The following is a 25,983-nucleotide window of genomic DNA, read 5'->3' as shown; positions in this document are numbered from 1 at the left end:
CTGCCAACGGAAAGGGAATCGCATGGGAGGAGTGTTTGGCGTTGCCTCGGCATCGGATTGCGTTTCGGATCTTTTTTACGGCACGGATTACCATTCCCATTTGGGCACCCGCCGCGGTGGTATGGCCGTGCGCAACGGCACGAAGATTCAGCGGGCCATTCACAATATCGAAAACAGCTATTTCCGCACAAAATTCGAACCGGATTTGAACCGCTTCGACGGCGGATTGGGGATCGGCGTCATCAGCGACACCGACCCGCAGCCCCTCATCGTAGGCGCTCACCTGGGCACTTTCGGCATCGTCACCGTTGGGAAAATCAACAACCAGGAGGATCTCGTCCGGCGCGCCTTTGCCCGTAAAAGTTTTTTTTCAGACACCGCCGCCGGGCAGGTCCACCCCACCGAAGTGGTGGCTATGCTGATTTGCGAAGCCGATAATCTCGTGGACGGAATCAAGAACGCCCAAGCCGCCATCCAGGGCTCCTGCACCATGCTGCTGCTTACCGATCGGGGGCTGTTTGCCGCCCGCGACCGGCTGGGACGCACCCCGCTGACCATCGGATGTCGCGAGGGCGCCTATGCCGTCAGTTCGGAGACCAGCGCTTTCCCCAATCTGGGTTACGAGGTAGACCATTGCCTGGGACCCGGCGAGGTGGTTCAAATCTCCCCTGATGGATGGGAGCAGAAGGCGGTCCCTGGAGAGGACATGCAGGTTTGCGCCTTTTTGTGGGTTTACTATGGTTATCCGGCGTCGGAGTACGAGGGCATCAACGTTGAAGAGGTGCGCAACCGCTGCGGTGCGGCCCTGGCCGAAAACGACGATATTCCAGTGGATTTCGTGGGGGGGATTCCCGACTCGGGCATCGGCCACGGCATCGGCTACGCCAATCGGCGCCGACTTCCCTATCGTCGGCCTTTCGTCAAATACACCCCCACCTGGCCGCGCAGCTTTATGCCCCAGAACCAGTCCATGCGTGATCTGGTGGCACGGATGAAGCTCATTCCCGTCCGCCAGATCATCGACGGACAGCGTATCCTTTTTTGTGAAGACTCCATCGTACGCGGTACCCAACTGCGCGACAACGTCCAGATCCTGTTCCAATACGGAGCGAAAGAGGTGCACATGCGGCCGGCCTGCCCCTGCCTGATCCATCCTTGCGAATTTCTCAATTTCTCCACTTCCCGATCTACATTGGATCTGGCGGGCCGCAAGGCGATTGCGGATCTGGAGGGGGTCGAGGATCGCGACCTTGATGAATACGCCCGCCACGGTTCGGAAAAAAATTTGGCCATGATCGATCGCATTCGCGAGCAGCTTCATCTGACATCGTTGAAATACCAGGACCTGGATGATCTGATTGCGGCCATCGGGTTGCCCAAGGGGAAGTTGTGCACGCACTGTTGGGATGGCAGCAGCTATCCCTAGTGTCATCCAGAAATGGCAAATTTGCCCGATATCTGCGATACGCTCAAAATATACTCCTCAGAATATCAACCATATGCCTGCGGGTAAATTTCTCGCAAGCCTTGATCTCGAACAAATTTGCCGATTTCTGGATGGACACTGAGATGGATTTCCTTTTTTCACTGAGCGTGCTCGGCCGAAATCCTCAACGTAGTTCCACTATGCCTGCGGTTTCAACCTCGCTGCGGCCTTGTCCTGGGTCGAAATCTACACCCTTAAAGCAGGGTTTATAGCGCAAGAAGATTACTTTCTATTCGTAATCGCACAGCTAAAGTTTGACAAAATATACCGAGTGGTATATTTGTCTCTTCATGAAATCAATCGTTACTCCACGATCCGAGAAAACCCGGCAGTTCATCATCGAAACCGCAGCCCCCATTTTCAACAAAAAAGGGTATGCCGGCACTTCCATGTCCGACCTGACCGCCGCTACGGGCCTGACCAAGGGAAGCATCTACGGCAACTTCAAGGACAAGAACGATGTGGCCGTGCACGCCTTCCAGCACAACATCGATTTGATCTTCGATTTCTTTTCCAAGGAACTGAAAGCCGCCGATTCAACCCTGGACAAACTGCTGGCCTACCCCCGGGGATTCCTTAAGATCTATCCCATGATCATTTCCTACGGCGGCTGCCCCATCCTCAATACCGGCGTGGAAGCCGACGACACCCATGCCGTGCTGCGCAAAATGGCCACGGGCGTGCTGGCCAGATGGAAGCAGAGCATCGTATCTTTGATCGAAAAGGGTCAGTCCGAAGGCATGTTCCGCTCGGACGTTAAGGTCCGCGATACCGCCGAAATCCTCATTTCCCTGATCGAGGGCGGCAGCGTGCTGGCCAAGGTCACCGGCGAAACATCCTATATGCTTAATGCCATCGACACGGCGGAGGCGATGATTCAGGAAATATGCTCCCATCACGAAAATATACCGGACGGTATATAAACACCACAAGGAGAACTCCATGACCGATCTCTACGAAAAACTGGCCCGGCATCTGGACAATTTGCCCGCAGGTTTCCCGCGGACGGAATCGGGCGTCGAAATGCGCATCCTAAAACGGCTCTTTTCGCCGGAAGAGGCCGAAGTGGCCACCCTGCTGACCATGATGCCTGAACCGGTGGCGGGTATTGCCCAGCGCACCGGGATGGATGAGACCATCCTGGCCGACAGGCTGGCCGACATGGCCAAAAAGGGCCTGGTTTTCCGGGTCTCCAGGGGCGAGATTCTTTTATACAGCGCGGCCCAGTTTGTTATTGGTATCTGGGAATACCACCTCAACGATCTGGATGAAGACCTGATCCGGGATGTCAACGAATACATGCCTACCCTGCTGAAGAAAGGATTGCTGGCCACCAAAACCCAGCAGTTGCGCGTTGTTCCGGTGGCCAAGAGCGTATCGGCCGAGATGGCGATCATGCCTTTTGAGGCCGCCGAGGAGATCATCAACAAGCAGTCTAAGATCGTGGTGTCGGACTGCATCTGTCGCAAGGAGCAGAAAATGATCGGCAAGGGTTGCGACAAACCCAAAGAGGTCTGCCTATCTTTTGGTGCCGGCGCATATTATTACGAGCAAAACGGACTGGGGCGCGAGATCGACAAGGCCGAGGCGTTGGCGATTCTCAAAAAGGGCGTCGAGGCCGGACTGGTGCTTCAGCCGGGCAACCAGCAGAAATCATTGAATATCTGCATGTGTTGTGGTTGCTGTTGTGGGGTGCTTAAGAACCTGAAAAAAATAGACAAGCCGGCTCGGGTAGTCCATACGAACTACTACGCCGAAGTGGACGAAGAAGCCTGCATCGGCTGCGAGGCTTGCGTGGATCGCTGCCAGATGGATGCCATTACGGTGAACGAGGTCGCCCGTGTCGAGCTGGACCGCTGCATCGGATGCGGGCTGTGCGTCACCGACTGCCCTACCGAAGCCATGATGCTGAAACAGAAAGCCGAGGAGGATCGTTATACTCCGCCGAAAAGTGTCTTTGAAACTTATATGAATATCGCCCAGGAGAGGGGGCTGATGTAGACTTTGATTGTTTTGCTAAAAAGTCACGATACCTGTTATTACCTGGCTGGTGCAAGCGTTGCCGCTATTCATATAGATCGTGGGGGCGAAAAATTTTTCGCCCCTACCCAGTGGTGCTGAAAACCATGTACCTTTTTACAAGACCGGCAGTTTCTGCGTTTTTAACAGCCGACTCGCACTTCCATACACGATCCTCGACTATACGCGGCTGCCGCTCCACTTGAGTTTGGCTTTGAGAACATCGAAATAGTTCTGCCCGGGAAGGGTGATCATCTGCACTGGTGTAGGGCTTTGGGCAATGATGATCGTGTCCCTTTCGTCGATTTTCAACCCTACCTGACCGTCACAGGTAAGCATGATGTCCGAGGTGTCTTCGGCCAACTGGATCTTGATCGTGGCGGCATCGGGAACGATCAGCGGCCGATTGGTCAAGGTAAAGGGGCAGATCGGCGTGATGAGAATCCCCGGAACGCTTGGATGGATGATGGGTCCGCCGGCGGCCAGGGAGTAGGCCGTCGAACCGGTGGGGGTGGCCACGATGAGGCCGTCGGCACGGTAGTCGGTGAGAAATTGGTCGTCGATGTGGGTACGGATGCGAGCCAGGCGAGCCAGGGCCCCCTTGTTGATGACAACATCGTTGAAGGCCGATTCCCTGGCAATCTCAACGCCTTCGCGCAGCACCGCCACCTGAAGCCGCATTTGCGGTCGGGTGGCAAAGGGCTTGTCCAGGATTGTTTCGGCCACAGCGTAAAGGCGGTCCTCGGTCGTTTCCGCCAGAAAGCCGACCTCACCGAATTTTACACCGATGATGGGAACCTGCCGATCGCCGATCCAGCGGACGGCGCTCAAAAAAGTGCCATCCCCGCCCAGAACGAATACACACAACAGCGCCACTTCAGGTGAGGGCGGTGAATCGTTCCCCGATCCTTCTTTGGGAAGGCGGCTCTCTTTTCGGATGACACCCACGCCTCTGTCGGTCAGCCACTGCTCGAACCGATCCGCCTGCTGCCGGGCGTTGTCCTCATCTTTAATGACCAGGCCGATTTGCTTTTTCATGATTCTCTCATACATGGGTTTGATTGCCAGAGCAAGTTTCAACGGTCAGGGGTGGGCATACGCAGGTCGGGATGGAATGCTGTTGACATCGTCCCATCGGAGAACATATATTTGTTTTTGTTGTGTAAAAAAATGAATTGGATTCAACAAAAACACTTCAGCGCCGCCTACAATGCATGGAGCGGCCGGATCCCCGCCCCCCCGGGGATGACACCAGACAGGCATTTTTCATAGAATTATCAAGCGATGGCATAACCATTTGATACCAATGGATCCTTGCCGATGCTTGGACGCAATGGGGGGTGTTTTCGCATATTGTATGGGGGTCAATGCTTGACTGACCCATGAGAAGGCTATAAAAAGAACGTTTTCTTTGGAGGGGATCATTCACCAAAACACAATTGAAGGAGAGGCATGATGAAAAATCGTTTAGGTAAATTCCTTGTTGTCGCAGTTGTCGGTGTTTTCATGCTCGCCACTGGTACCGCCATTGCGGCCGACACCATCAAACTCGGTGTTGCCGGCCCTCACAGCGGTGACCTGGCCTCTTACGGCATCCCGACCATCAAGGCCGCCGAACTGGTGGTCAAAGATATCAATGCCAAGGGCGGCGTGCTCGGCAAACAGGTGGAACTGTTGGTGGAGGACGACGTTTGCAAGCCGGAAGTGGCCACCAATACAGCCACCAAACTGGTATCCGAAGGGGTGCATGTCGTATTGGGGCACATCTGCTCAGGTGCGACCAAAGCGGCCTTGGGAATCTATAAAGACTCCAATATTCCGGTCATGTCCCCCTCGGCAACCAACCCCGCGCTGACCCAGAGCGGCGACTATCCCAACTTTTTCCGTACCATCGCATCCGACGATGCCCAGGCGCGTCTGGAAGTAGACTTTGCCCTGGACGTTTTGAAATTGAAAAAAATTGCCGTTCTGCATGACAAAGGCGATTACGGCAAGGGCCTGGCCGAGTTCGCCAAGGCCTTTCTCGAAAAGGATCCGCGGGCAGAAGTGGTTCTGTACGAAGGCATTACCCCCGGTGCCGTGGACTACAGTGCCGTCGTTCAGAAGATTAAAAGAAGCAAGGCCGAGGCCGTGATTTTCGGCGGCTACCATCCGGAAGCCTCGAAAATCGTAACCCAGATGCGTAAAAAGAGAATGGACACCATTTTTATTTCCGACGATGGCGTGAAGGACGACACCTTTATCAAAGTCGCTCAGAAATACGCGGAAGGCGTCTATGCCACCGGTCCCAAGGATGTCTCCCAAAACCCCATGGCCATCGCCGCCAATGAAGCCCATAAGAAAACCTACGGCGCCGATCCGGGTGCGTTCTACCTGAACGCCTACTCGGCCGCCATTGCCCTGCTGAACGCCATCGAACAAGCCGGCAGCACGGATTACGCGGCAGTCACCAACGCGCTGCGGACCAAGGACGTTGAAACGCCCTTGGGTAAAATTCGATTCGATGATCGAGGCGATGCCATCGGCGTGGGATTTTCCATGTATCAGGTCCAAAAGGGTGTATACGTAGAATTGAAGTAAGGGTTGTTTTGAACCAACGATTCAGGGGGCAGACGGATGGTGTCTGACCCCCTGAATTTTTATGGGTTACCTGACGACGGTTAACTATTATGGAATACTTTTTCGAACTTTTTCTGGGCGGGCTCACCCGGGGAAGCATTTACGCCCTGATCGCTCTGGGTTACACCATGGTTTATGGCATCGTGGAGCTGATCAACTTTGCGCACGGCGAGATCTACATGATCGGCGCCTTTACCGCACTGATCGTGGTCGGCGTACTTACCTTGCTGGGATGGAACCAGATCGCCATTTTGCTTATCGCTGCGCTGGCGGCGGTAATCTACTCCTCGGCCTACGGCTACACCATGGAGAAAATTGCCTACAAGCCGCTTCGCAAGGCCCCGCGCCTGTCGGCGCTGATCAGCGCCATCGGCATGTCGCTGTTTCTGCAGAACTACGTGCTTCTGGCCCAGACCTCGGATTTTATGCCTTTCCCGGCGCTGATCCCCGACTTTGCCTTTATGGAGCCCGTGGCCCACATCATCGGATCGCCGGAGCTTGTGATTTTGATTACCACCACCATCGTCATGATCCTGCTGACTTTTCTGATCAAGTTCTCTAAGATCGGCAAGGCCATGCGGGCCACGGCCCAGGATCGCGAGATGGCCATGCTGGTGGGGGTGGATGTCAACCGGGTGATATCGATGACCTTTATCATCGGTTCGGCCACCGCGGCCATCGGCGGGGTGCTGATCGCCTCGCACATCGGCCAAATCAATTTCTACATCGGTTTCATCGCGGGCATCAAAGCCTTTGTGGCGGCGGTGCTGGGTGGCATCGGCTCCATTCCCGGAGCGGTGCTGGGCTCGCTGGTGCTTGGCTGGACCGAGTCTTTTTTCACCGGATACATTTCCAGCGATTACGAGGATGTCTTCGCCTTCGTTTTTTTGGTATTGATTCTGATCTTCCGGCCGGCCGGCATTCTGGGCCGTTCGACCACGGAGAAGGTCTGATCGGCCTTATGGCGAACTTCTCAAATATGAATTTTAGAATGAAACAGTAACCGCCATGCTTTCAAACGAATTGAAAAAATCTTTCCTGGCCTCGCTGTGGTTCATGTTTTTGACCTTTCCCATCATGGTTATTCGGGTCAATACGGTCGAAAACATTGTCGAGTGGCGCTGGGCCAATCTGTTGCTCGTCGGCCTGGGCAGTTTTTTGCTCAGTGCCCTCTGGCGGTACATGATCCGCCGCAAGGAAGAGGGCGTCCAAAAATCTGAGAGCGGCATAGACCGGGTTACCCTGAGCCAGCGGCTGCTCAAAGACCGTCGGTTCACCATGCCTGCCCTGATCGTCATCTGCAGTGTAGCCCTGGCGTTTCCCTTTGTTTTTTCCATCTACCAGACCAACATCATGATCACGGCCATGATATATATCCTGCTGGGGCTGGGACTCAACATCGTGGTCGGCGTCGCCGGGCTGCTGGACTTGGGATATGCCGCTTTTTACTGCGTCGGTGCCTACTCTTACGCCCTGCTCAACTACCATTTCGGGCTCGGCTTCTGGACCGTATTGGCCATCGGTGCCGGGCTGGCGGCCATGTTCGGCATCATTCTGGGCTTTCCCGTGCTGCGGCTGCGGGGAGATTACCTGGCCATCGTTACCCTGGGATTCGGCGAAATCATCCGCCTGATCATGGAAAACTGGAATGAGTTCTCTTTCGGTCCCAGCGGTATCGCCAATATTCCGCGACCGGGATTCTTCGGCATGGAGATGAATATCGAACAGGCCACGATTTACATCTATTTCCTCATGATCGGCTTGAGCCTGTTTACCATCTTCGTCGTCAACCGGTTGCAGAATTCTCGGATCGGAAGGGCCTGGATCGCCCTGCGCGAGGACGAGGTGGCCTGCCAGGCCATGGGCATCGACAAGCGCAAGACCAAACTCATGGCCTTCGCCCTGGGAGCCACATGGGCCGGATTCGCCGGGGTAGTGTTCGCCGCCAAAACCACCTTCATCAACCCGGCCAGTTTCACCCTGTGGGAATCCATCAACATCCTCTGTGTGGTGGTGCTGGGTGGAATGGGGTCCATCGTCGGGGTCATCGTCGGCGCCTTCATTCTTGTCCTTTTGCCCGAATACCTGCGTTTTCTTTCGGAATACCGCATTCTGGTATACGGTGCCGTTCTGGTGGTGATGATGGTGTTCCGGCCCGGAGGCATCGTGGAAACGACAAGGCGGACATATCAATACAGAGAGATTGAACCTGAAGGGGCATTGTTGAGCCCGACAGAATAGACAGGCATATGGAACCGATACTCGACGTAAAACAACTGACAATGGATTTCGGCGGCCTGCGGGCACTGGACAAGATCGATCTGGATGTCCGCCAGGGTGAAATCGTGGCTTTGATCGGCCCCAACGGTGCGGGCAAGACGACATTTTTCAATTGCATTACCGGGATTTACAAGCCCAGTGCCGGAGATATCCTGATCACTGCCGCAAAAGATGGAAAAACCGAACGCATCAATGGCCTCAAACCCAACCTGGTAACGGAACGTGGGCTGGCCAGGACCTTTCAGAACATCCGTCTTTTTCAGAATATGACCGTGCTGGAAAATGTGATGATCGGCTGCCATTGCCGCATGAAATCCGGCATCCTTGGGGCGGTGCTGCGGGGGATCTCCACGCGCCGGGAAGAGGAGGCGGTGGTTCAGAAAAGCTATGCGATCCTCAAGAAAATCGGACTGGAAAAGTACGTCAACGAGTTTGCCAAGAATTTGCCTTACGGCGCCCAGCGGCGTCTGGAAATCGCCCGCGCCATGGCCACCGATCCCTTCATGCTGCTGCTGGACGAGCCGGCCGCGGGAATGAACCCTCAAGAGACGCACCAACTGGATGAACTGATTTTGAAAATCCGCGAAACGGAGGGGATTTCGATCCTGCTCATCGAACACGACATGAAGCTGGTCATGAGCCTGTCGGACCGGATTTTTGTCATGGACTACGGAAAAAAGATCGCCCAGGGCACACCTGTTGAGATCCGAAAAAATCCAGCCGTTATCAAAGCCTACCTGGGAGAAGAAATCGATGCTTAGCCTCGTTGATATCCATACCTATTACGGAAATATTCAGGCACTAAAGGGGGTCAGTCTGGAGGTCAAAGAAGGGGAAATCATCACCCTGATCGGTGCCAATGGCGCCGGCAAGACCACTACCTTGATGTCTATCTCCGGCATTGTCCCGCCGCGTTCGGGAGAGGTGCGGTTCATGGGAAAGTCCATTGCCCGTATGAACCCGGACAAGATCGTCTCTTTGGGCATCAGCCAGGTTCCGGAAGGCCGTCGAATTTTTCCTTATCTGTCCGTATTGGAAAATCTGGATATGGGCGCCTTTTTGAGGGAAGACAAGGACGGTGTCAAGTCGGACCTCGACTATGTCTTCGAGCTTTTCCCCATTCTGGCCGAACGGCGCAACCAGGCCGGCGGCACCCTGAGCGGCGGCGAGCAGCAGATGCTGGCCATTTCCAGGGCGCTGATGGCCCGCCCGCGGCTGCTTCTGATGGACGAGCCCTCCCTGGGCCTGGCGCCGCTGGTCGTAAAGCAGATATTCGAGATCATTCGTAAGATTAACAGCGAAAACAACACCACCATTTTTCTTGTGGAACAGAATGCCAATTTGGCCCTGAAAGTCGCCCATCGAGGTTACGTAATGGAAAACGGCCGGATTTCCCTTTCCGATGCCGCCGAAAGTCTGCTGGTCAACGAGGACGTGAAAAAGGCCTATTTGGGAATTTAGGAAATATACTTCTCAATGTGGTCTTAATGCCATTGTTTTTGGTGACCGCTTTTCCCATTTAAAAAAATTAATCGTTTTAAAAATGGTATAACCTTTTGTTATTTAGGGTTAATTAAACGTATCGTTTCAAATGCGGTATTCTTTTTGCTTTAAGGCTGCCGTAAATGTGGGTGCGAATTGCCGCCTCTTGTGTTTAACTTTTAATGATGTGCCGCCTTATGTCTTTAAATGTATATTTTTTCAAAAAAGTATCCTTGATAAAGGATGCAGTCGTTTTTTCGGTAACCGTGGCCGCCTGCACCGTTTTGCTGGCGGTTGCCTGCACAGCAGGCAAACCGGCAGCCTTGGTGGCAACCTCGCCCTTGCCCGAGTTGATCCTGCCGCAGCCGCCGTCATCTCTAGTGCCTCTGCCTGAACCGGCAGCGGTTGCCTCCCGTGCGGGCGCTTTCGGGTGTGATCCGGCACTGGCGATGCCCGATATCGGTTCGGCACCCGGGAAAGCTGCAACAGTTGCCATGATATCATCGGCTGCGGATAGCGCAGTGCCGGAGAAAACCGTTCCTTTTCAAGGGATTATCATGCAGGTATCCGGGCGGTACGAAGTGGACCCCAACCTGGTACGGGCCATTATTTTTGCGGAATCCGGGTTCAATCCCAGGGCGAAGTCGAAAAAAGGCGCCCGGGGATTGATGCAGTTGATGCCGTCGACGGCCAAAGCCCTCGGTGTGCGCAATATTTACGATCCCAAGGAAAATATCGATGGCGGCGTGCGATATTTCAGATTGTTGCTGGACCGCTTCGACGGCGATGTGCAGTTGGCCCTGGCCGCATATAATGCCGGCTCCCGGCACGTCCGCAACTATGAGGGCGTGCCTCCTTTCAAGGCGACCCGGCACTACATCAAGAAGGTGCTCAAGTTCCAGGAAAAATTCAAGATGCAGGCCAAGTCTGGATTTCGTCGTTTGGCCTGACGTTCGACACCCCCGATCCCATCGATCATCAAGACCCGGACCCGCCAACGACAGGCAGGCCCGGGTTTTTGTTATGCCTGCGGAAAAGTGTTGTCATATCCAGAACAATAACTTATATGTAGCCCTTTTTTGTTGATTTCCTGGCCTATGAACAGGCTCAAGTTTTCAGCCGGTTAACGGATAACGATTGTGAGACGGTTTTCAAGCGGGTCGCAGTTCTGCCGATTTGAAAGCCTGGCGACTTTTGTTTCGATTGTATTTAATTAAAAATAGTTACGAGGTTGACATGAAGCGAATCGGTTGGTTTTTACTACTGTTGTTGACGCCCGTGCTGGCCTGGGCCGGCGGAGGACCCGCGGCGGCGGCAGAAAGCCATTTAACTGGAACGATTTACGGTTACCTGGGCATCATTGTTTTTGTACTGGCCTATTCGCTGGTGCCTCTGGAAAATAACATCCACCTGCGCAAGAGCAAACCGGTGCTGCTGGCTGCCGGGATTATCTGGGTGCTATTGTCAGTTGCCTATATTCGCATCGGCGATACCCATACGGCCCACGAGGCCATCAAGCACAGTCTGCTGGAATATGCCGAACTGTTCCTTTTTTTACTGGCCGCCATGACCTATATCAACGCCATGGAAGAACGGAACGTGTTTCAGGCGCTGCGGGCCTACCTGGTATCTAGGGGGTTTTCGCTGCGGATGATTTTCTGGGTGACCGGCCTGCTGGCCTTCTTTATTTCCCCGATTGCCGACAACCTGACCACCGCGTTGCTGATGGGTGCCGTGGTCATGGCCGTGGGCGGAGACAATAAGAAATTCGTGGCGCTGGCCTGCATCAACGTGGTGGTCGCCGCCAACGCCGGGGGTGCCTTTTCTCCTTTCGGCGACATCACCACCCTCATGGTCTGGCAGAAAGCCAAGGTGCAGTTTTCCGAATTTTTCCGAATTTTTATCCCCTCTTTGGTGAACTGGATGGTTCCGGCGGTGGTTATGAGCCTGGCAATCGAAAAGGCGACACCCAAAACCCTGGATGAATCCATACAGATGAAATACGGCGCCAAGGCCATCATGGCCTTTTTTCTGATGACCATTGCTACAGCGGTCTGTTTTCACAATTTTCTGCATCTGCCGCCAGTGGCCGGCATGATGCTGGGCCTGGGCTTTCTGGGACCGCTTTCCTACCACATCAAAATGCACGAAGGCCGCGCCGAACGCTACGATTACATTCTGGGTGCCCGGGGCGCCGAATCGCTCTACCCGATTACCACAATTACCAAAAGCAAGTTGGATTTGTCCCAGATTATCGAAAAGATCGATCTGCCGGCCTTTGCCATTGATATCGATCATACCATTACCCACTGGAACAAGGCCTGCGAGCGCTTTACCGGCCGCAATGCCCGGGAGATGGTGGGCACCCGTGACCAGTGGAAGCCGTTTTATGAGGATCAGCAACCGGTAATGGCCGATCTGGTGCTCAACTACATGCCTGAAAAAATGATCGACCGGCAGTACGAGGGCAACTTCACTCGCAACGAATACATCAGCGGCGCCTACGAAGCCTCGCGGTTTGTGTCCACCCTGGGAGACTCGGGGCGATGGGTCTCGTTTACCGGCGCACCTGTAAAAGATGAGAGCGGCAATGTGCTGGGTGCCGTAGAGGTGCTTGAGGATTTCACCGAAAAAAAAGCGGCCGCCAAGCATTTCGACTTGATGAAAAAGATCGCCCGGGCCGAATGGGACACCTTGCTCTTCTTTTACGGGGTCATTCTGTGCGTGGGCGGCCTGGCGCAGTTCGGCTACTTGGGCGCCATCTCCCAGTATATGTACCACGATTTGGGAGCCACCTGGGCCAATGTCATCGTGGGATTCCTCTCGGCCATCGTGGACAACATCCCGGTGATGTTTGCCGTTCTCACCATGGACCCGGCCATGTCCCACGGCCAATGGCTGCTGGTGACCCTGACGGCCGGGGTGGGTGGCAGCATGCTCTCGATCGGTTCTGCGGCAGGCGTGGCCCTGATGGGAACGGCCCGGGGAACCTACACCTTCGGTACCCATTTGAAATGGACGCCGATCATTATTTTAGGGTATGCGGCCAGTATCGTCTGTCATCTGTTCATCAACGCGCACTTGATGTAGGGTAAAAAAAAACGAAGCATGGCGCACACGGTATATCATGAGCTGGCCAGCCATCTGGACAGGCTTCCCGGAGGCTTTCCGGCCACCCCGGACGGCGTGGAGCTTCGCATCCTCAAACGGCTCTTTACCGAATCCGAGGCCAGGGTGGCCTGTCGATTGACCCTGATCCCCGAAGCGGCTCATGTGATCGCCTATCGGTGCGGGCTGGACAGCGATACCGCAGTAGCGATACTTGAGGCCATGTGGCGCAAGGGATTGCTTCTCAAAAACAGCGGCCTGGGAAAACCCGACTGCTACATGGCGTCCCAGTTTGTGGTGGGGATCTGGGAATTTCAGGTCAATCGACTGGATCCGGAACTCGTGGCCGAAATGGAGGCCTATATCCCGGTCCTCTTTAATGCAAAAGCGTGGCAGCGGGCGCCGCAGATGCGCACCATCCCGGTGAATCGCAGCATCGACCCGCAATTGCCAATCCTGCCCCATGAGGCCGCCGCCCGATTAATTGAAAAGAAAGAGCATTTTGTCGTCGCCCCCTGCATCTGCCGCCAGGAGCGGCGCTTGGCCGGCCAAGGGTGCGACCGTCCTCTGGAGACCTGTATTTCCTTTGGCGATGCTGGCAGCTATTTCATCCAAGCCGGTATCGGTCGTCCGGTGGACCGACAGACCGTCCTGGACCTTCTTGAAACGGCCGACCGGGCCGGACTGGTCCTGCAACCCAGCAACAGCCGTGATCCCGCCTGGATCTGTTGCTGTTGCGGCTGCTGCTGCGGGGTGCTGCGTACCGTGAAAACCTATCCCAGGCCTGCCGAACTGATGGCCGCCGCCTTCTCGGTACAACTGGATGCCGCTGCATGCACCGGCTGCGGGATCTGTGTCCAGCGCTGTCAGATGGCCGCCCTCAGCTTGGTGGGAAACCGGGTTCGGCTGGATGGTCGGCGCTGCATTGGCTGCGGGTTGTGTGTCTCCACCTGTCCTGCCGGAGCCCTGAAGTTGGAGCGCAAACCCCGCGAAAAACAGTCCCCGGTGCCTGCCAACATGGCCGTCGCTTTGCTGCGAACAGCCTGGAAACGCAAAACGCTGACCCCGCTTTCCTTTGCGGCCCTAATCGGAAGATCCCAGCGGGACCGTTATATCGCCGGCAGGAAGTTCAAAAAAGAATCGAATGCGAATGGAAAATAACCCAAAAGAAACGCCCGTTGCCCAACCCTTCTGGAAAACGCTATCCTTGGCACAGATGACCCGCCGGCAGTGGGAAGCGTTGTGCGACGGCTGCGGTCGATGCTGTCTCCAAAAGTTCCAAGATGGCAAAACCGGTAAAGTCACGTATACCTGGGTCTCCTGTTACCTGTTGGATACCCGGACGTGCCAATGCACCGACTACGACCATCGAACCATCCTGGTGCCCGAATGTCTCGTTCTGACCCCGCAGCAGATTCCAAAATTGCGATGGCTTCCAAAAACTTGTACCTACCGGCGATTGGCCGAAGGCAAGGATCTGGCCCCCTGGCATCCGCTGGTGTCCGGTGACCCGGAATCGGTTCATCGGGCCGGCATATCGGTTCGGGACAAGGCAATCTCCGAGGAGAATGTCCATCCGGAGGATGTGGGTTATTATGCCATCGGATACCGGATTTGAATCGTTACCAGGCAGTATCAGTTTTTATACATAATTCCATGGCGCGCAAGGCTTGACATCAAGTGAGTATATGGTAAGAACAGGCCAACATTTCGCGTAGATTAACTATTTGAAAAATAAATTAATACGCATTAACAGCGGGTTACCGCTTCCCGCGTGAGCGGGAAAGAAACAGCCGGCGGCTTTTTCCGGGGCGGCCGCGATTGGAGCATGCGATGGTCAAGGTGTTACTCACCACTTTCGGCGGGTTGGGCATGTTTATCCTCGGCATGAAGATGATGACCGAAGGCCTTCAGATGACCGCCGGAAAACGGATCAAGGCTATTTTGAGTGCGGTGTCCTCGAACCGGGTGATCGGCTGTTTGACCGGCACAGTGGTCACGGCCATGGTGCAGTCCTCTTCCGCCACCACGGTCATGCTGATCGGTTTCGTAACCGCCGGCCTGATGACCCTGCAGCAGGCCGTGGGCATGATTCTGGGCGCCAACATCGGCACCACCGTCACCGCCCAACTGATTGCCTTCAAACTCACCAGCCTGGCTCTTCCCGCCATCGCCCTGGGGGTGGTGCTCAAGTATTTCACACAGCAGAAAAAGACTCGCTATATCGGTGAAGTCATCCTGGGTTTCGGCATGCTCTTCTACGGCATGACGGTCATGAAACACGGCCTTTCCCCCATCAAAAGCGACCCGGCCTTTCTGGACTTTTTTACCAAGTTCGACCCCAGTTCCGTTGGCGGGCTGCTGCTGTGCGTGGTCGTCGGGGCCGCACTGACCATCATGGTACAGTCTTCCTCGGCCACCATCGGGCTGACCATGACCCTGGCCGGCCAGGGGCTGCTGACCTTCCCCGGCGCCATGGCCCTGGTGCTGGGGGAAAACATCGGCACCACCATCACAGCCGAGCTGGCCACCATCGGTTCCAACAATATCAATGCCCACCGGGCAGCCCGGGCTCACACCATGTTCAATGTGCTCGGTGTGACGCTCATGCTTTGTATCTTCCCTCTGTTCGTCAAACTTGTGGAGACCGTGACTCTTGGGATGGGAGCCGGGCCCGTGGACCAGGTGGTTGGAGACGACGTGGTCAACATCGCCCGCTATATTGCCAACGGGCACACCATGTTCAATGTGATCAACGCCTCGTTTTTTCTGCTGGTGCTGCCCTGGCTGATCAAGGTGGCCATTTTGCTGTCGCCCAAAGAGTCGGAAGAGATCGATTACTACCGACTACCCAACTTCGGCGACCGACTTATCGACACCCCCATTGCCGCCATCGTGGAAACCCGCAGCGAGATCCTGCGCATGTCTGAAACAGCCCGATACATGTTCCGAAAAACGGTAAAGCGACTGACGGACAGGGATTACAAGAAGCTGGCCAAATGGCGGCAGATAGAGAATCATCTGGACGACATGCAGCGGGAGATCATGGCCTATCTTACCCGGATTTACCAGAGCGATGTGAGCGAATCCGAAGCCAAGGAGATTTCCAGCCTGATGCGCATGACCAACAACATCGAACGCGTCGGCGACTCCGTGGAAAACATCGCCCAGGCCCTCGAGGACATGCTTGAAAGCGATCTGACTTTCACGGAAAGCGCCCAAAACGATTTGAATCAGCTTGTGGAAAAAGTGGGTGCGTTCGTGGATCTGGTCACCTCGGCCATGCGCCAGCTCCCGTCCAACTTCATGACCCAGGCCGACATCATTGAAAATACCATCGACGCCATGCGCGAGAAATTCCGCGACGACCATATTCAGCGCTTGCGTTCCTGCGAATGCGGTCTCGACCAGGGGCTCATTTACGTCAATCTGCTGACCAACCTGGAGAAAATCGGCGATTATTGCTTTAATATTGCCGAAGCGGTAGCGGGCAAAAAATAGCTGAAAGCTCAAAGCTGATATTTGGTAGCGAAAGAGTCGTTTTCACGCCCGGATGTTTTTGGAAGCAATCCCCCAGACGAAGTATCGAATCCAGTCGAAGCCGAAAAGCATCAGTTCCCGATCGCTGACCCGGAGCTTTTGGGCCAGTGCCTTTTTGATGCGATAGCGTTTTAAAAAGCTGCTCTGGAACACAAAATCGCGGAACCGGTCGATATTGTAGGCGGCCATAAAGGCCATTTTCCCTTTGGGGCCGTCGATCCCTTCCGGGCCCCAGGGATCGTTGTGGAACAAGGCCTTGACGGCCGCCCACCTGGCGGTCATGCGGTTGTATGTCACGGCCTGCTGATCTTCGGCCCATTGGTCCAGCGTCAGTTCCTGGTCTTCGTGCTGCCCCAGACAGAAATCCGGCGGCCGAAAAAAGCTGACAATTTCCTCACTACCGGGCTGCTCTTGGAACAAAAGGCCCTGCTCCACCGGAAATGTGCGACAGGTATCGGGACGATCCGGGTATACCGTACACCCCTTCTCGCTGAGAAAGGGGCAGGTTTTGGACGCGTTGTCGGCCATGCGCAGCAGCACGTCCGGAAAAAAATTGCCTTCACGCAGCACCACATCCACATGCCGGTCGAGAAACCGGTCGGAATCCAGATCGAGATGTTTTCTCAGGCGGATGACGTCATAGGGATAGAGAAAGAGGTTGAGGTTCCGGCAGCACCGGTTGAAGCATTCCAGGCCCTCGTGGCATCGGAAACGAAAGCGGTCGGATGAAGCCAGCGGTTTTCCGGGCAGCCGATTCATGTCTTTCGGATCAATCGATTTCACAGGGTCCTCCGGTTGGGGTCGCCAGCATCTGGGCAACGGTAAGCTTGATCGGGTCGTCCACTCCCGTTGCCAGGCGAAGTTCTCTTTCCAGCATGGCCATCTGCCGGTAAAGGGGGGTGCGGTCGAATCGAATATAGTCGGTTTTGCCGCGATCCCGGCATTGCGAGAAAAAGGCATCGCAACCCGGCATTTTCACCACGCTGCCATCGGCGCGCCGTAATTCATGGGGAATGCCGTGGAGCCGGCAGATCATGGGGCGGCAGGAATAAAGGATGCACTGTTCATCCCGGTTCAGCGGACACATCATGAAAAAGCTTTTTCCCTGACGATCTGCGTCGGCCATCTTTTCGCAAACCTGCCGGGCCCGCAGATGAGTTTCCCCTGCCGTGTCTGCGTCCAAAGCGTTTATGCCTTCCATCAGGTAAAGATACTCGATCAGTGTGTGGTGATAGAATCGGGTCCGGCAGCAGTTGTCAGCGCATCCATTGCATTGAAATCCATACTGCCCGGCAACGGCGGCATAGGCGGCGTCCATCTGTTCAAAAAGCGAGGCCAATCGGTCGAGCAAGGGGAGATAGCGGTCTCTGGCGGCTGCAAAACGGTCGGGATTCAGGTTTGTGGCCATTGGTTTTCCTTGCCAGGCTGTCAGACCGTGGGAGAAGGGAAGAAGATCTTTTCGTAGAGGTTGAGGGCATAACGGTCGGTGATGCTGGCGATAAAGTCACAAACCACCTGTTCCCGGGGTTGGCCGTTGTCCATGCAGCCAGCAATGCCCATGCGGGTGAGTTCCTTTTCGAAGACCGCTTCGTTTTCCAGCAGATAGGCGTAAAGTTCGGACAGTATTTTTTTGGCCTTGATGAATTCGCGGTGGACGCGAGCCGATCGATACACATTTTCGTATAGAAAGGTCCGCAGGGTGGTCATGGCCCCGAACACCTCGTTGCTCATGGCCAGCTTCAATTCGCCTCCGGCCGGCCGACTGGAAAAGATCAGGTCCCGGATCATGGTCGTGGCCCGCTCCTGGTGGGTCCGACCGATGACCCGCACGCAGACTTCAGGCACCTGGCTTTCCCGGACAACGCCGCTGCGCACGGCGTCGTCCAGATCGTGATTCAGGTAGGCCATGATGTCTGATATCCGTACGATGCGTCCTTCCATGGTGCAGGCCAGTTCATCGGGATTGTCGGGAAGGATCTTGCCGTATCCCTTGGAGTGTTTGAGAATGCCGTCGCGAACCTCGTGGGTCAGGTTCAATCCCCGGCCGTTGTTCTCGATGGCGTCCACCACCCGAAGGCTTTGTTTGTGGTGCCTGAATTCCGGGGAGTGAATTTCCTGAAGCACGGCTTCGCCGCCGTGCCCAAAAGGCGTATGCCCCAGATCGTGCCCCAAGGCGATGGCCTCGGCCAGATCTTCGTTTAAAAACATGGCCCGGGTAATGGTGCGGGCGATCTGGGAGACCTCCAGCGTGTGAGTCAGCCGCGTACGGTATTCGTCTCCCAGCGGATTGAGAAATACCTGGGTCTTGTGCTTCAATCTCCTGAAGGCGTTGCAGTAAACGATGCGGTCGCGGTCCACCTGGAAGGCGGTGCGGATGGGGCACGGTTCCTCAGGGTTCATTCGGCCGCGGCTATGGGCACTCTGGCAGCCAAAGGGGGACAAGAAGTTGGCCTCTCGTTTTTCGAACTGTTCCCGGATGTTCATGGCGCCTGGCTTGTGATTTCAGCATCGCGGTATTATGTTAATCGGTCATAAAAGCTCCATTTCGGGCAATGCTGTTGGGGCTTCAGCGTATCTATTCATAGACATAACGCTTTGTAAAGCGGTATCTTTTTACAAGGCGACAAGGAAGGTTGGCCTGCAAGCAGAGCCTTTGCATGAAAGGACCGATCCCATGGCAGGACATCATTTGATACTGGGCGAGCTTGAGGACTATGTCACCGGTAAGGTGCTGGCGGATACGCACGATGAGCGCTACCGCCAGAAAATCGCCCGTTTTCTTGTGGAGGAAAAAGGCTATGCCAAGGCGGATATCGCGCCACGCAAGTCACTGGTGGTGACCGCCGGCGACCGGAAAGGGAAGCTGACGGTGGATTTTACGATTGCAGTTGACGGTCGCACGACCATGGTGATTAAATATGCACCCGGTTCCCTGGTGACCCGCCACCGGCCGACGTTGGCCATATCCCGATTGGTTGCACCGCATCAGGTGCCCGTGGTCGTGGTGACCAATGGCGAATCGGCGGACATCCTCGACGGTGTCAGCGGCGCACTGACCGCAACGGGGTTCGATGGGATTCCATCCCGTAAGATCCTGGCGCAACAACTGGACGGGATAGAGTTCGAGCCTGTGTCTGACCACCGGCGTGAGATGGAGGCAAGAATCGTTTACGCATTTGAAATCGAGGGCAGTTGTCCCTGTGACGACAGTACCTGCAGGATCGCATGACCAGGCAACCCCCATCGGATACGGATACGCGAATGATGACTCGGGCACTTGCGCTTGCCCGTCAGGCCCTTTCGAACGGCGAGTTTCCCGTCGGATGCGTGATCGCCGTCGGCGACACGGTCGTGGCCGAGGGGCACCGCTTGGGAACTTCGACGGGGCAGGGCAACGAAATCGACCATGCCGAAATCAACGCCATCCGGCAGCTGAATCGATGCCATCCGGACCTTGACCGTTCCACCCTGGCGCTCTACAGTACCATGGAACCCTGCCTGATGTGTTTTTCGGCCATATTGCTCAGCGGTATCGACAGAATCGTTTATGCCTATGAGGATGTTATGGGCGGGGGAACCGGTTGTGACCGATCCGGTCTTGCGCCCCTGTACCGCGATGCCCGGCTGACAATAACCGCTGGTGTGCTCAGAGAACAAAGCCTGGCGCTTTTTCGCCTTTTTTTTGCCGATTCCGGGAACCCTTACTGGGCGGACAGCCTGTTGTGCCGCTACACGTTGGATCAACTGCCCGGGTAAACGCAATACCGGTTTCAATCTATGGTTTTCATGCGGTTTCCCCATTTTTTTCTTGCATTTGACGGCCGCGTCCTATATTTGAAAAAAGTTTAGTATTGGATTGCTGTTTGCGAATCGGCCCGGTGAAACATTGTCGAGTACACGCCGGCACCCACCGGAATTTCGGGCCGAAGGGGGGTTAACGTACAGGTCTTCAGGAGGTGAAAGCATAGCTGGTCCCAGATATAGAAACATGGATAGGAGGCGTCCCGATACCACGCGTATCAACCAGGGCATCCGGGTGAGGGAAGTCCGCCTGATCGATCCCGAAGGCAACCAGGTTGGTATTCTTCCGATTCATCAGGCATTGGCCCAAGCAAACGACTACGGTTTGGATCTTGTTGAGATTTCGCCCAACGCGAAACCGCCGGTATGCAAAATCATGGATTACGGGCGGTTCAAATACGAGCAGACCAAAAAACAGCAAGAGGCCAAGAAAAAGCAGACGACCTTTCAGATCAAAGAGATCAAGGTCCGGCCTAAAACCGGCGAGCATGATCTCGAGACAAAGATGGGACATATCCGCAAATTCATTGACCGTAAAGACAAGGTCAAGGTCACTGTGATGTTTCGGGGGCGGGAAATCACGCTTTCAGACCGCGGCAGAGAACTGCTGCAATACATCGCCGAAGAACTGGAAGAAATTGCCGTTGTTGAACAATACCCCAAATTCGAGGGGCGGACGATGATGATGGTGCTGGCGCCCAGATAAAGCCGGCAACCCGCAAGGGAATTGTGGCCCCCCGGCATCCCGGGGTCGGTAGCCCGCGCAATAAGAAACATGCTGTCGTACGAGCTGGCGTGAACGCAGGTTTTTCGTTCACGCCATCCATTTTTAAGATACGGATGAGGATCGTTAATTGACTCGAACGGTTCAAGGGGTTGGCCGTTTCGATACCGTTTAGGAAACACTTTTTGTTTTAGGAGAGAGATCATGCCGAAAATCAAAACCAACCGGGCGGCTGCCAAGCGCTTCAAAAAAACCGGCTCCGGCCGATACACGTTTTCAAAGTCTCACCACAGCCATATCCTGACCAGCAAGACCCGAAAACGGAAACGGTCGTTGAAGAAGATGCAACTGGTCAAGAAAAGCGATATGCGAGAGATCCGGCTGTTGCTGCCCAACGGGTGAGCCTGTTTTGGCAGTGCCTTTTCGTGAATAAATACGGAAAAAGAATAACATCAGCAGGCTTCATGGTTTTGGCATCGGATTGACGATATCGGGGCCGCACGGCAGCGAAGCCGGCGTTCAAGGAGATGAAATTATGCGAATTAAAAGAGGATTCAAAGCGAGAAGACGTCGCAAAAAAGTATTGAAACTGGCCAAGGGATTTCGCGGTGGCCGCAGCAAGCTGTTTCGGACGGCGGCGGATTCCGTGGATAAGGCGCTGCAGTATGCTTACCGGGACCGCAAGCAGCGCAAACGCCAGTTCCGTCGGCTGTGGATCGCCCGCATCAACGCCGCAGCGCGTATGAACGATCTGTCCTACAGCCGCTTTATCAGCGGTCTGAAAAAAGCCGATGTGAATCTGGATCGCAAGGTGCTTGCCGATCTGGCAGTATCCGACCCCTCCGGGTTTGCCCAGATTGCCGCGCTGGCATCTCAGCAGGGGTAGGCCGGGTTTTCCTGTCGCGGCCATGCCGCCCTTCGATACCTCCCGCTGTTTTCCCCCTTTGCAACCGTGAAGACGACCGCATTCCCCGTCCCGCCCCTTCGGTGGGATGGGGAAAAAGCGAAAATCCATTACCATACAGAGCGACGATTGTGGAAAACATCATAGAACGGATATATGCGGATGCCATGAAGGACCTGGCTTCGGCGACCGATTCCGAAGCGATCGACCGGCTTGCCACCCAATACCTCGGCAGGAAGGGCAGCATCACGCAATTTTTGAGAAATATTTCGAAGCTTCCCGCCGCGGAGCGTCCCCAAGCCGGTAAAAGGGCCAACGAAATCAAGCGTTCGCTGGAAGAAGCCTTCCAAAAGGCGCAGGCGTGTTCCAAAGAGGCGTCCAAAGCAGTGACGGACCGCATCGACGTCTCCCTGCCGGGCCGAATGCCGGCAAGGGGTTCTTTGCACCCCATTACCCAGATCACCAACCGCATCTGCGATATTTTCTCCCAAATGGGATTCGACGTGGTTGAAGGTCCGGAAGTGGAATCCGATTACTACAATTTCGAGGCCCTTAACATCCCCAAGAACCATCCTGCCCGGGACATGCAGGACACCTTTTACGTGTCCGACAATGTGGTTTTGCGTACCCACACCTCTCCCACCCAGCCGCGGGTGATGGAAAAGCAGCAGCCACCGGTGCGCATCATCGCTCCCGGCAAGGTGTACCGCTGCGATTCCGATTTGACCCACACCCCCATGTTTCATCAGGTGGAGGGGTTGCTGGTGGACCGCAAGGTTTCTTTTTCCGACCTCAAGGGGACCCTGACCGCTTTCATCCATCGAATGTTCGACGATCAGACCACCTTGCGGTTTCGGCCCAGTTTTTTTCCCTTTACCGAACCCAGTGCCGAAGTGGATATCCGCTGCGTGATCTGCCGTGGAAAAGGCTGCCGGGTCTGCTCGCACACCGGCTGGCTCGAGGTGCTGGGTTCCGGCATGGTCCATCCGGCGGTGTTCGAAAACGTGGGGTATGACACCAGCCGATACACGGGATTCGCTTTCGGTATGGGCGTGGAGCGCATCGCTATGCTGAAGTACGGTATCGACGATATCCGGCGCTATTTCGACAACGACTACCGATTTCTGAGTCAATTCTAAGGGAGTGTTCCTGAACCGATGAAAGTAAGTTTGAGCTGGCTGAACGAATATGTGCCCATCACGATGGAGGTCTCCGAACTTGCCGATGCGTTGACCATGGCAGGGCTTGAGGTGGAAGCCGTGGAAGATCGCTATGCCTTCCTGGAAACGGTGGTGGTGGGCAAGGTCACAGAGGTGCTGCCCCATCCCAATGCCGACCGCTTGAAGCTTTGTCGGGTGGACAGTGGAGGCAAAGCCGCAACGGTGGTTTGCGGCGCTCCCAATGTGGCGGTGGGAATCAAAGCCCCGCTGGCGCATGTCGGTACCCGGCTGCCCAACGGGGCGGTACTGCAAGAGACGGTGATTCGCGGCGAAACGTCCGCAGGAATGCTGTGCAGCGAAAGGGAATTGGAACTGGGCTCCGACGGCTCAGGCCTGATGGTGCTGGATCCGGATTTGCAGCCGGGCCTTTGTCTGAAAGATGCGCTCAACCTTTCCGACTTTACCCTGGAGATCGGTTTGACACCCAACCGCCCCGACTGTCTGAGCTTGATCGGTGTGGCCCGCGAGATTGCCGCCATTCTGGGCGTGGCCTTGAATGTCCCTGAATTTTCGCTTCCCGATTCCCATGGAAACATCAACGACTTAACCTCTGTAACCATCGAGGCTACGGACCACTGCCCCCGATACGCGGCGAGGCTGCTGGAAGGTGTCAGCGTGGCCCCGTCGCCTTACTGGCTTCAGGAGCGCCTGCGCAGCGTGGGGGTGCGGCCTATTAACAACCTGGTCGATGTGACCAATTTCGTCATGCTGGAAACCGGGCAACCGCTGCACGCCTTCGACTTCGACAATCTGGCCGGACACCGTATCGTGGTGCGAACGGCCGCCGAGGGCGAACCATTTACTACCCTGGACAATAAGGATCGTCTGCTATCCGATCAGATGCTTATGATTTGCGATGGCGAAAAGCCGGTTGCCGTCGGTGGTGTCATGGGCGGGTTGAACTCGGAAATCGAGGACACCACCACCCGTGTGCTCATCGAAAGCGCCTGTTTCGATCCGATCAGCATTCGAAAGACATCCAAATCCTTAGGATTGAACACCGATGCCTCCCACCGCTTCGAAAGGGGGGTGGATCCGGACGGCACTCTTTTCGCGCTCGACCGGGCGGCCGGCCTGATGGCCGAATTGGGCCTCGGGCGGATGGTTGCCGGCTTTATTGATGAAGACTTCAGAAGTGCCGAACCGTTGGAACTCTCCTTAAGTGTACCGGCAACCAACGATCTTCTAGGCACCGATCTGGACCGTGATGTCATGGCCAAACTGCTGGAGAGCGTTGCTTTCCAGGTTCGCCCGGATGGAGACCAGATACTGCGCGTCCAGGTGCCGTCGTTTCGCGTGGACGTCTTTCGGCCGCAGGATTTAATGGAAGAAGTGGCCCGGCTTTCCGGTTACAACCGGATTCCGGTCACTTTCCCCCAGATCCCGGCCCGGGGAGCCAGCGTCACTGCCCTGAGGGACCACCGCAACCGGGTCCGGGAAATTCTTTGTGCTTTCGGTTTTTCCGAGACCATCAATTACAGTTTCATCAGCGCTGAATCCGCCGACCGCATTCAACTGGATGCCGAAGATCCGCGCCGCAGTCATGTGGATTTGCTCAACCCGATCTCCGAGGAGCAGTCGGTGATGCGGACCACCCTGGTTCCCGGTATGCTGGAAACGGCCCAGCGTAATATCGCTCGACAGCAGAACGATTTACGTCTGTTCGAAGTCGGCAAGGTTTTTCTCCCCCAACCGGACATGACCCTTCCCTTGGAAAAGGAGATGCTGGTGGGGCTTTGGACCGGTGCCCGATCCAATACTGCCTGGCATACCCGTGAAACCGCCTGCGACTTTTACGACATCAAAGGGGCCGTGCAAGGGTTGGCGCTCTGCCTGGGCGTCGGTCAACCGGCGTTTACGGCGCAGCCGGACGAAGTGTGCCGCTACACCCGCGCCGGCCATACAGCCAAAGTGCTTCTCGATGGAGAGATGCTCGGCATTGTCGGCGAATTGGATACGGCGGTTGTGGAGCATTACAACCTCAAACAACGTTGTTTCGTTTTCGAATTGGATCTGGAGCTGTTGAGTCAACGGGTCCCCGATTCCAAGCAGATGGTGCCGATTCCCCGTTTTCCCTCGACATCCAGGGATATCACCGTTATTGTGGATCAGGCGGTTGAATCCAGCAGTCTGATGGATACGGTGGTCGGCTTTGGCGAAGCCCTGGTCGAAGATCTGTATCTTTTCGACGTGTTTGCCGGCGACCCCATTCCGGTTGGGAAAAAGAGCGTTTCCTTCCGGATCGTTTACCGGTCTGCCGAAAGGACCCTGGAGGACGAAACCGTAAACGAGATTCATCATCGGCTCACCCAACAATTGATTACCGAATTCCGCGCGACGCTACCGGCCTGACCCGGCGTGTACCACCGGCAGCGCTTCGACCATTGTGGACAATACCGATGCAAGAAGATGCTCACGGTGTACCCCAAATACCTGACAAATTTTACTTCAGGATCGGCGAAGTAAGCGACATCGTCGATGTCCCTCCCTATGTGCTGCGGTTTTGGGAAACGGAGTTCAAGCAGATCAAACCCAAGCGGACCCGGGCGGGTCAGCGGATGTACCGCAAGCAGGATGTGGCGCTGGTATTACGGATCAAACACCTGCTCTACGAGAGAAAATTCACCATCGAAGGGGCCCGGCAGCATTTAAAGCGCAAGACCGGTAGTCCGAAAGGAAAGCCGACGGCAAAAGCGCCTCCGGCAATTTCCGAAATCAGGGAAGAATTAATTCGTATTCGGAAGATGATCGACGCGTCGAGTCGTTAAAAACGGTTCCCTTGCTTGTAGAAAAAGATTGA

The 25,983-nt window shown here is 55.4% G+C and carries 25 protein-coding genes; 21 read left to right on the top strand and 4 right to left on the bottom strand.

Annotated elements, in window-relative coordinates; genetic code table 11:
* Nucleotides 1-22: 22 nt before the first annotated feature.
* The 3 genes from GN111_RS19280 (at nt 23) to GN111_RS19270 (ending at nt 3,487) form a co-directional block, all read left to right on the top strand.
* Nucleotides 23-1,426 (top strand): amidophosphoribosyltransferase, encoded by a 1,404-nt coding sequence (locus GN111_RS19280; RefSeq protein ID WP_155305311.1) that lies wholly within the window; start codon nt 23-25, stop codon nt 1,424-1,426.
* A gap of 350 nt (nt 1,427-1,776) precedes the next feature.
* Nucleotides 1,777-2,409 (top strand): TetR/AcrR family transcriptional regulator, encoded by a 633-nt coding sequence (locus GN111_RS19275; protein ID WP_155305310.1) that lies wholly within the window; start codon nt 1,777-1,779, stop codon nt 2,407-2,409.
* Between the two features lie 19 nt (nt 2,410-2,428).
* Nucleotides 2,429-3,487 (top strand): 4Fe-4S dicluster domain-containing protein, encoded by a 1,059-nt coding sequence (locus GN111_RS19270; RefSeq protein ID WP_155305309.1) that lies wholly within the window; start codon nt 2,429-2,431, stop codon nt 3,485-3,487.
* A 198-nt stretch (nt 3,488-3,685) separates the two neighbouring features.
* On the opposite strand, the gene GN111_RS19265 is transcribed toward GN111_RS19270, so the two are convergent.
* Complete coding sequence (locus GN111_RS19265) at nt 3,686-4,543, bottom strand: NAD(+)/NADH kinase (RefSeq protein ID WP_155305308.1); 858 nt, start codon at nt 4,541-4,543, stop codon at nt 3,686-3,688.
* A 414-nt stretch (nt 4,544-4,957) separates the two neighbouring features.
* Here GN111_RS19265 and GN111_RS19260 point away from each other — a divergent pair, with 414 nt between their 5' ends.
* The 10 genes from GN111_RS19260 to GN111_RS19215 all read left to right on the top strand — a co-directional run bounded on the left by GN111_RS19260 (nt 4,958) and on the right by GN111_RS19215 (nt 16,495).
* Nucleotides 4,958-6,085 carry a branched-chain amino acid ABC transporter substrate-binding protein gene (locus GN111_RS19260; RefSeq protein ID WP_155305307.1) on the top strand — a complete coding sequence of 376 codons (1,128 nt, stop codon included), beginning with the start codon at nt 4,958-4,960 and terminating at the stop codon, nt 6,083-6,085.
* Between the two features lie 89 nt (nt 6,086-6,174).
* Nucleotides 6,175-7,077 carry a branched-chain amino acid ABC transporter permease gene (locus tag GN111_RS19255; protein ID WP_155305306.1) on the top strand — a complete coding sequence of 301 codons (903 nt, stop codon included), beginning with the start codon at nt 6,175-6,177 and terminating at the stop codon, nt 7,075-7,077.
* 55 nt (nt 7,078-7,132) lie between these two features.
* Nucleotides 7,133-8,365 (top strand): high-affinity branched-chain amino acid ABC transporter permease LivM, encoded by a 1,233-nt coding sequence (livM, locus tag GN111_RS19250; RefSeq protein WP_155305305.1) that lies wholly within the window; start codon nt 7,133-7,135, stop codon nt 8,363-8,365.
* A gap of 8 nt (nt 8,366-8,373) precedes the next feature.
* Nucleotides 8,374-9,165, top strand: a complete 792-nt coding sequence (locus GN111_RS19245) for an ABC transporter ATP-binding protein (RefSeq protein WP_155305304.1) — start codon at nt 8,374-8,376, stop codon at nt 9,163-9,165.
* Entirely contained in the window at nt 9,158-9,865 is a 708-nt protein-coding gene (locus GN111_RS19240; RefSeq protein ID WP_155305303.1) for an ABC transporter ATP-binding protein, read from the top strand. Before GN111_RS19245 ends, GN111_RS19240 begins: the two co-directional genes overlap by 8 nt.
* A 254-nt stretch (nt 9,866-10,119) precedes the next feature.
* Nucleotides 10,120-10,836, top strand: a complete 717-nt coding sequence (locus GN111_RS19235) for a lytic transglycosylase domain-containing protein (RefSeq protein ID WP_197740385.1) — start codon at nt 10,120-10,122, stop codon at nt 10,834-10,836.
* A gap of 286 nt (nt 10,837-11,122) precedes the next feature.
* Entirely contained in the window at nt 11,123-12,976 is a 1,854-nt protein-coding gene (gene nhaD / locus GN111_RS19230) for a sodium:proton antiporter NhaD (RefSeq protein WP_155305302.1), read from the top strand.
* 18 nt (nt 12,977-12,994) lie between these two features.
* Entirely contained in the window at nt 12,995-14,155 is a 1,161-nt protein-coding gene (locus tag GN111_RS19225) for a 4Fe-4S dicluster domain-containing protein (RefSeq protein ID WP_155305301.1), read from the top strand.
* Entirely contained in the window at nt 14,145-14,612 is a 468-nt protein-coding gene (locus GN111_RS19220) for a YcgN family cysteine cluster protein (protein ID WP_155305300.1), read from the top strand. Before GN111_RS19225 ends, GN111_RS19220 begins: the two co-directional genes overlap by 11 nt.
* Nucleotides 14,613-14,827: 215 nt before the next feature.
* Nucleotides 14,828-16,495, top strand: coding sequence for a Na/Pi cotransporter family protein (locus GN111_RS19215; protein ID WP_155305299.1), 1,668 nt, complete (start codon nt 14,828-14,830; stop codon nt 16,493-16,495).
* A 42-nt stretch (nt 16,496-16,537) separates the two neighbouring features.
* On the opposite strand, the gene GN111_RS19210 is transcribed toward GN111_RS19215, so the two are convergent.
* The 3 genes from GN111_RS19210 to GN111_RS19200 are packed head-to-tail and all read right to left on the bottom strand — an operon-like array spanning nt 16,538 to nt 19,018.
* Nucleotides 16,538-17,317: a YkgJ family cysteine cluster protein gene (locus GN111_RS19210; protein ID WP_155305298.1), complete on the bottom strand. Its 780-nt coding sequence runs from the start codon at nt 17,315-17,317 to the stop codon at nt 16,538-16,540.
* The gene (locus tag GN111_RS19205; protein ID WP_155305297.1) at nt 17,304-17,942 is read right to left on the bottom strand and encodes a hypothetical protein; all 639 of its coding nucleotides are present in this window, start codon (nt 17,940-17,942) and stop codon (nt 17,304-17,306) included. Before GN111_RS19205 ends, GN111_RS19210 begins: the two co-directional genes overlap by 14 nt.
* A gap of 20 nt (nt 17,943-17,962) precedes the next feature.
* Entirely contained in the window at nt 17,963-19,018 is a 1,056-nt protein-coding gene (locus GN111_RS19200; protein ID WP_155305296.1) for a deoxyguanosinetriphosphate triphosphohydrolase, read from the bottom strand.
* Between the two features lie 190 nt (nt 19,019-19,208).
* Between GN111_RS19200 and GN111_RS19195 the strand changes: the two genes are divergently transcribed.
* The 8 genes from GN111_RS19195 (at nt 19,209) to GN111_RS19160 (ending at nt 25,951) form a co-directional block, all read left to right on the top strand.
* Entirely contained in the window at nt 19,209-19,763 is a 555-nt protein-coding gene (locus GN111_RS19195) for a type I restriction enzyme HsdR N-terminal domain-containing protein (RefSeq protein WP_155305295.1), read from the top strand.
* On the top strand, nt 19,760-20,290 hold the full coding sequence (locus tag GN111_RS19190; protein WP_231715496.1) for a nucleoside deaminase: 531 nt from the start codon (nt 19,760-19,762) through the stop codon (nt 20,288-20,290). The genes GN111_RS19195 and GN111_RS19190 overlap by 4 nt, the downstream gene beginning before the upstream one ends.
* A gap of 232 nt (nt 20,291-20,522) precedes the next feature.
* Nucleotides 20,523-21,041 carry a translation initiation factor IF-3 gene (infC, locus tag GN111_RS19185; protein WP_155305294.1) on the top strand — a complete coding sequence of 173 codons (519 nt, stop codon included), beginning with the start codon at nt 20,523-20,525 and terminating at the stop codon, nt 21,039-21,041.
* A 222-nt stretch (nt 21,042-21,263) separates the two neighbouring features.
* Nucleotides 21,264-21,461 carry a 50S ribosomal protein L35 gene (rpmI, locus tag GN111_RS19180; protein ID WP_155305293.1) on the top strand — a complete coding sequence of 66 codons (198 nt, stop codon included), beginning with the start codon at nt 21,264-21,266 and terminating at the stop codon, nt 21,459-21,461.
* A gap of 133 nt (nt 21,462-21,594) precedes the next feature.
* Nucleotides 21,595-21,945: a 50S ribosomal protein L20 gene (rplT, locus tag GN111_RS19175; RefSeq protein WP_155305292.1), complete on the top strand. Its 351-nt coding sequence runs from the start codon at nt 21,595-21,597 to the stop codon at nt 21,943-21,945.
* 185 nt (nt 21,946-22,130) lie between these two features.
* On the top strand, nt 22,131-23,102 hold the full coding sequence (gene pheS / locus GN111_RS19170) for a phenylalanine--tRNA ligase subunit alpha (RefSeq protein WP_231715806.1): 972 nt from the start codon (nt 22,131-22,133) through the stop codon (nt 23,100-23,102).
* A gap of 18 nt (nt 23,103-23,120) precedes the next feature.
* Nucleotides 23,121-25,535 carry a phenylalanine--tRNA ligase subunit beta gene (gene pheT, locus GN111_RS19165; RefSeq protein WP_155305290.1) on the top strand — a complete coding sequence of 805 codons (2,415 nt, stop codon included), beginning with the start codon at nt 23,121-23,123 and terminating at the stop codon, nt 25,533-25,535.
* A 47-nt stretch (nt 25,536-25,582) separates the two neighbouring features.
* Nucleotides 25,583-25,951, top strand: a complete 369-nt coding sequence (locus GN111_RS19160) for a MerR family transcriptional regulator (RefSeq protein ID WP_155305289.1) — start codon at nt 25,583-25,585, stop codon at nt 25,949-25,951.
* Nucleotides 25,952-25,983: the final 32 nt, after the last annotated feature.

The organism is Desulfosarcina widdelii, assembly GCF_009688965.1.
GTDB classification, from domain to species: Bacteria; Desulfobacterota; Desulfobacteria; order Desulfobacterales; family Desulfosarcinaceae; genus Desulfosarcina; species Desulfosarcina widdelii.
This window is presented reverse-complemented; position numbering and strand designations above follow the sequence as displayed.

Excerpts from the sequence above, each read along its gene's own strand:
- GN111_RS19280 (WP_155305311.1), top strand. The coding sequence starts at position 23 with ATGGGAGGAGTGTTTGGCGTTGCCTCGGCATCGGATTGCGTTTCGGAT.
- GN111_RS19275 (WP_155305310.1), top strand. The coding sequence starts at position 1,777 with ATGAAATCAATCGTTACTCCACGATCCGAGAAAACCCGGCAGTTCATC.
- GN111_RS19270 (WP_155305309.1), top strand. The coding sequence starts at position 2,429 with ATGACCGATCTCTACGAAAAACTGGCCCGGCATCTGGACAATTTGCCC.
- GN111_RS19265 (WP_155305308.1), bottom strand. The coding sequence starts at position 4,543 with ATGAAAAAGCAAATCGGCCTGGTCATTAAAGATGAGGACAACGCCCGG.
- GN111_RS19260 (WP_155305307.1), top strand. The coding sequence starts at position 4,958 with ATGATGAAAAATCGTTTAGGTAAATTCCTTGTTGTCGCAGTTGTCGGT.
- GN111_RS19255 (WP_155305306.1), top strand. The coding sequence starts at position 6,175 with ATGGAATACTTTTTCGAACTTTTTCTGGGCGGGCTCACCCGGGGAAGC.
- livM (WP_155305305.1), top strand. The coding sequence starts at position 7,133 with ATGCTTTCAAACGAATTGAAAAAATCTTTCCTGGCCTCGCTGTGGTTC.
- GN111_RS19245 (WP_155305304.1), top strand. The coding sequence starts at position 8,374 with ATGGAACCGATACTCGACGTAAAACAACTGACAATGGATTTCGGCGGC.
- GN111_RS19240 (WP_155305303.1), top strand. The coding sequence starts at position 9,158 with ATGCTTAGCCTCGTTGATATCCATACCTATTACGGAAATATTCAGGCA.
- nhaD (WP_155305302.1), top strand. The coding sequence starts at position 11,123 with ATGAAGCGAATCGGTTGGTTTTTACTACTGTTGTTGACGCCCGTGCTG.
- GN111_RS19225 (WP_155305301.1), top strand. The coding sequence starts at position 12,995 with ATGGCGCACACGGTATATCATGAGCTGGCCAGCCATCTGGACAGGCTT.
- GN111_RS19220 (WP_155305300.1), top strand. The coding sequence starts at position 14,145 with ATGGAAAATAACCCAAAAGAAACGCCCGTTGCCCAACCCTTCTGGAAA.
- GN111_RS19215 (WP_155305299.1), top strand. The coding sequence starts at position 14,828 with ATGGTCAAGGTGTTACTCACCACTTTCGGCGGGTTGGGCATGTTTATC.
- GN111_RS19205 (WP_155305297.1), bottom strand. The coding sequence starts at position 17,942 with ATGGCCACAAACCTGAATCCCGACCGTTTTGCAGCCGCCAGAGACCGC.
- GN111_RS19200 (WP_155305296.1), bottom strand. The coding sequence starts at position 19,018 with ATGAACATCCGGGAACAGTTCGAAAAACGAGAGGCCAACTTCTTGTCC.
- GN111_RS19195 (WP_155305295.1), top strand. The coding sequence starts at position 19,209 with ATGGCAGGACATCATTTGATACTGGGCGAGCTTGAGGACTATGTCACC.
- GN111_RS19190 (WP_231715496.1), top strand. The coding sequence starts at position 19,760 with ATGACCAGGCAACCCCCATCGGATACGGATACGCGAATGATGACTCGG.
- infC (WP_155305294.1), top strand. The coding sequence starts at position 20,523 with ATGGATAGGAGGCGTCCCGATACCACGCGTATCAACCAGGGCATCCGG.
- rpmI (WP_155305293.1), top strand. The coding sequence starts at position 21,264 with ATGCCGAAAATCAAAACCAACCGGGCGGCTGCCAAGCGCTTCAAAAAA.
- rplT (WP_155305292.1), top strand. The coding sequence starts at position 21,595 with ATGCGAATTAAAAGAGGATTCAAAGCGAGAAGACGTCGCAAAAAAGTA.
- pheS (WP_231715806.1), top strand. The coding sequence starts at position 22,131 with ATGAAGGACCTGGCTTCGGCGACCGATTCCGAAGCGATCGACCGGCTT.
- pheT (WP_155305290.1), top strand. The coding sequence starts at position 23,121 with ATGAAAGTAAGTTTGAGCTGGCTGAACGAATATGTGCCCATCACGATG.
- GN111_RS19160 (WP_155305289.1), top strand. The coding sequence starts at position 25,583 with ATGCAAGAAGATGCTCACGGTGTACCCCAAATACCTGACAAATTTTAC.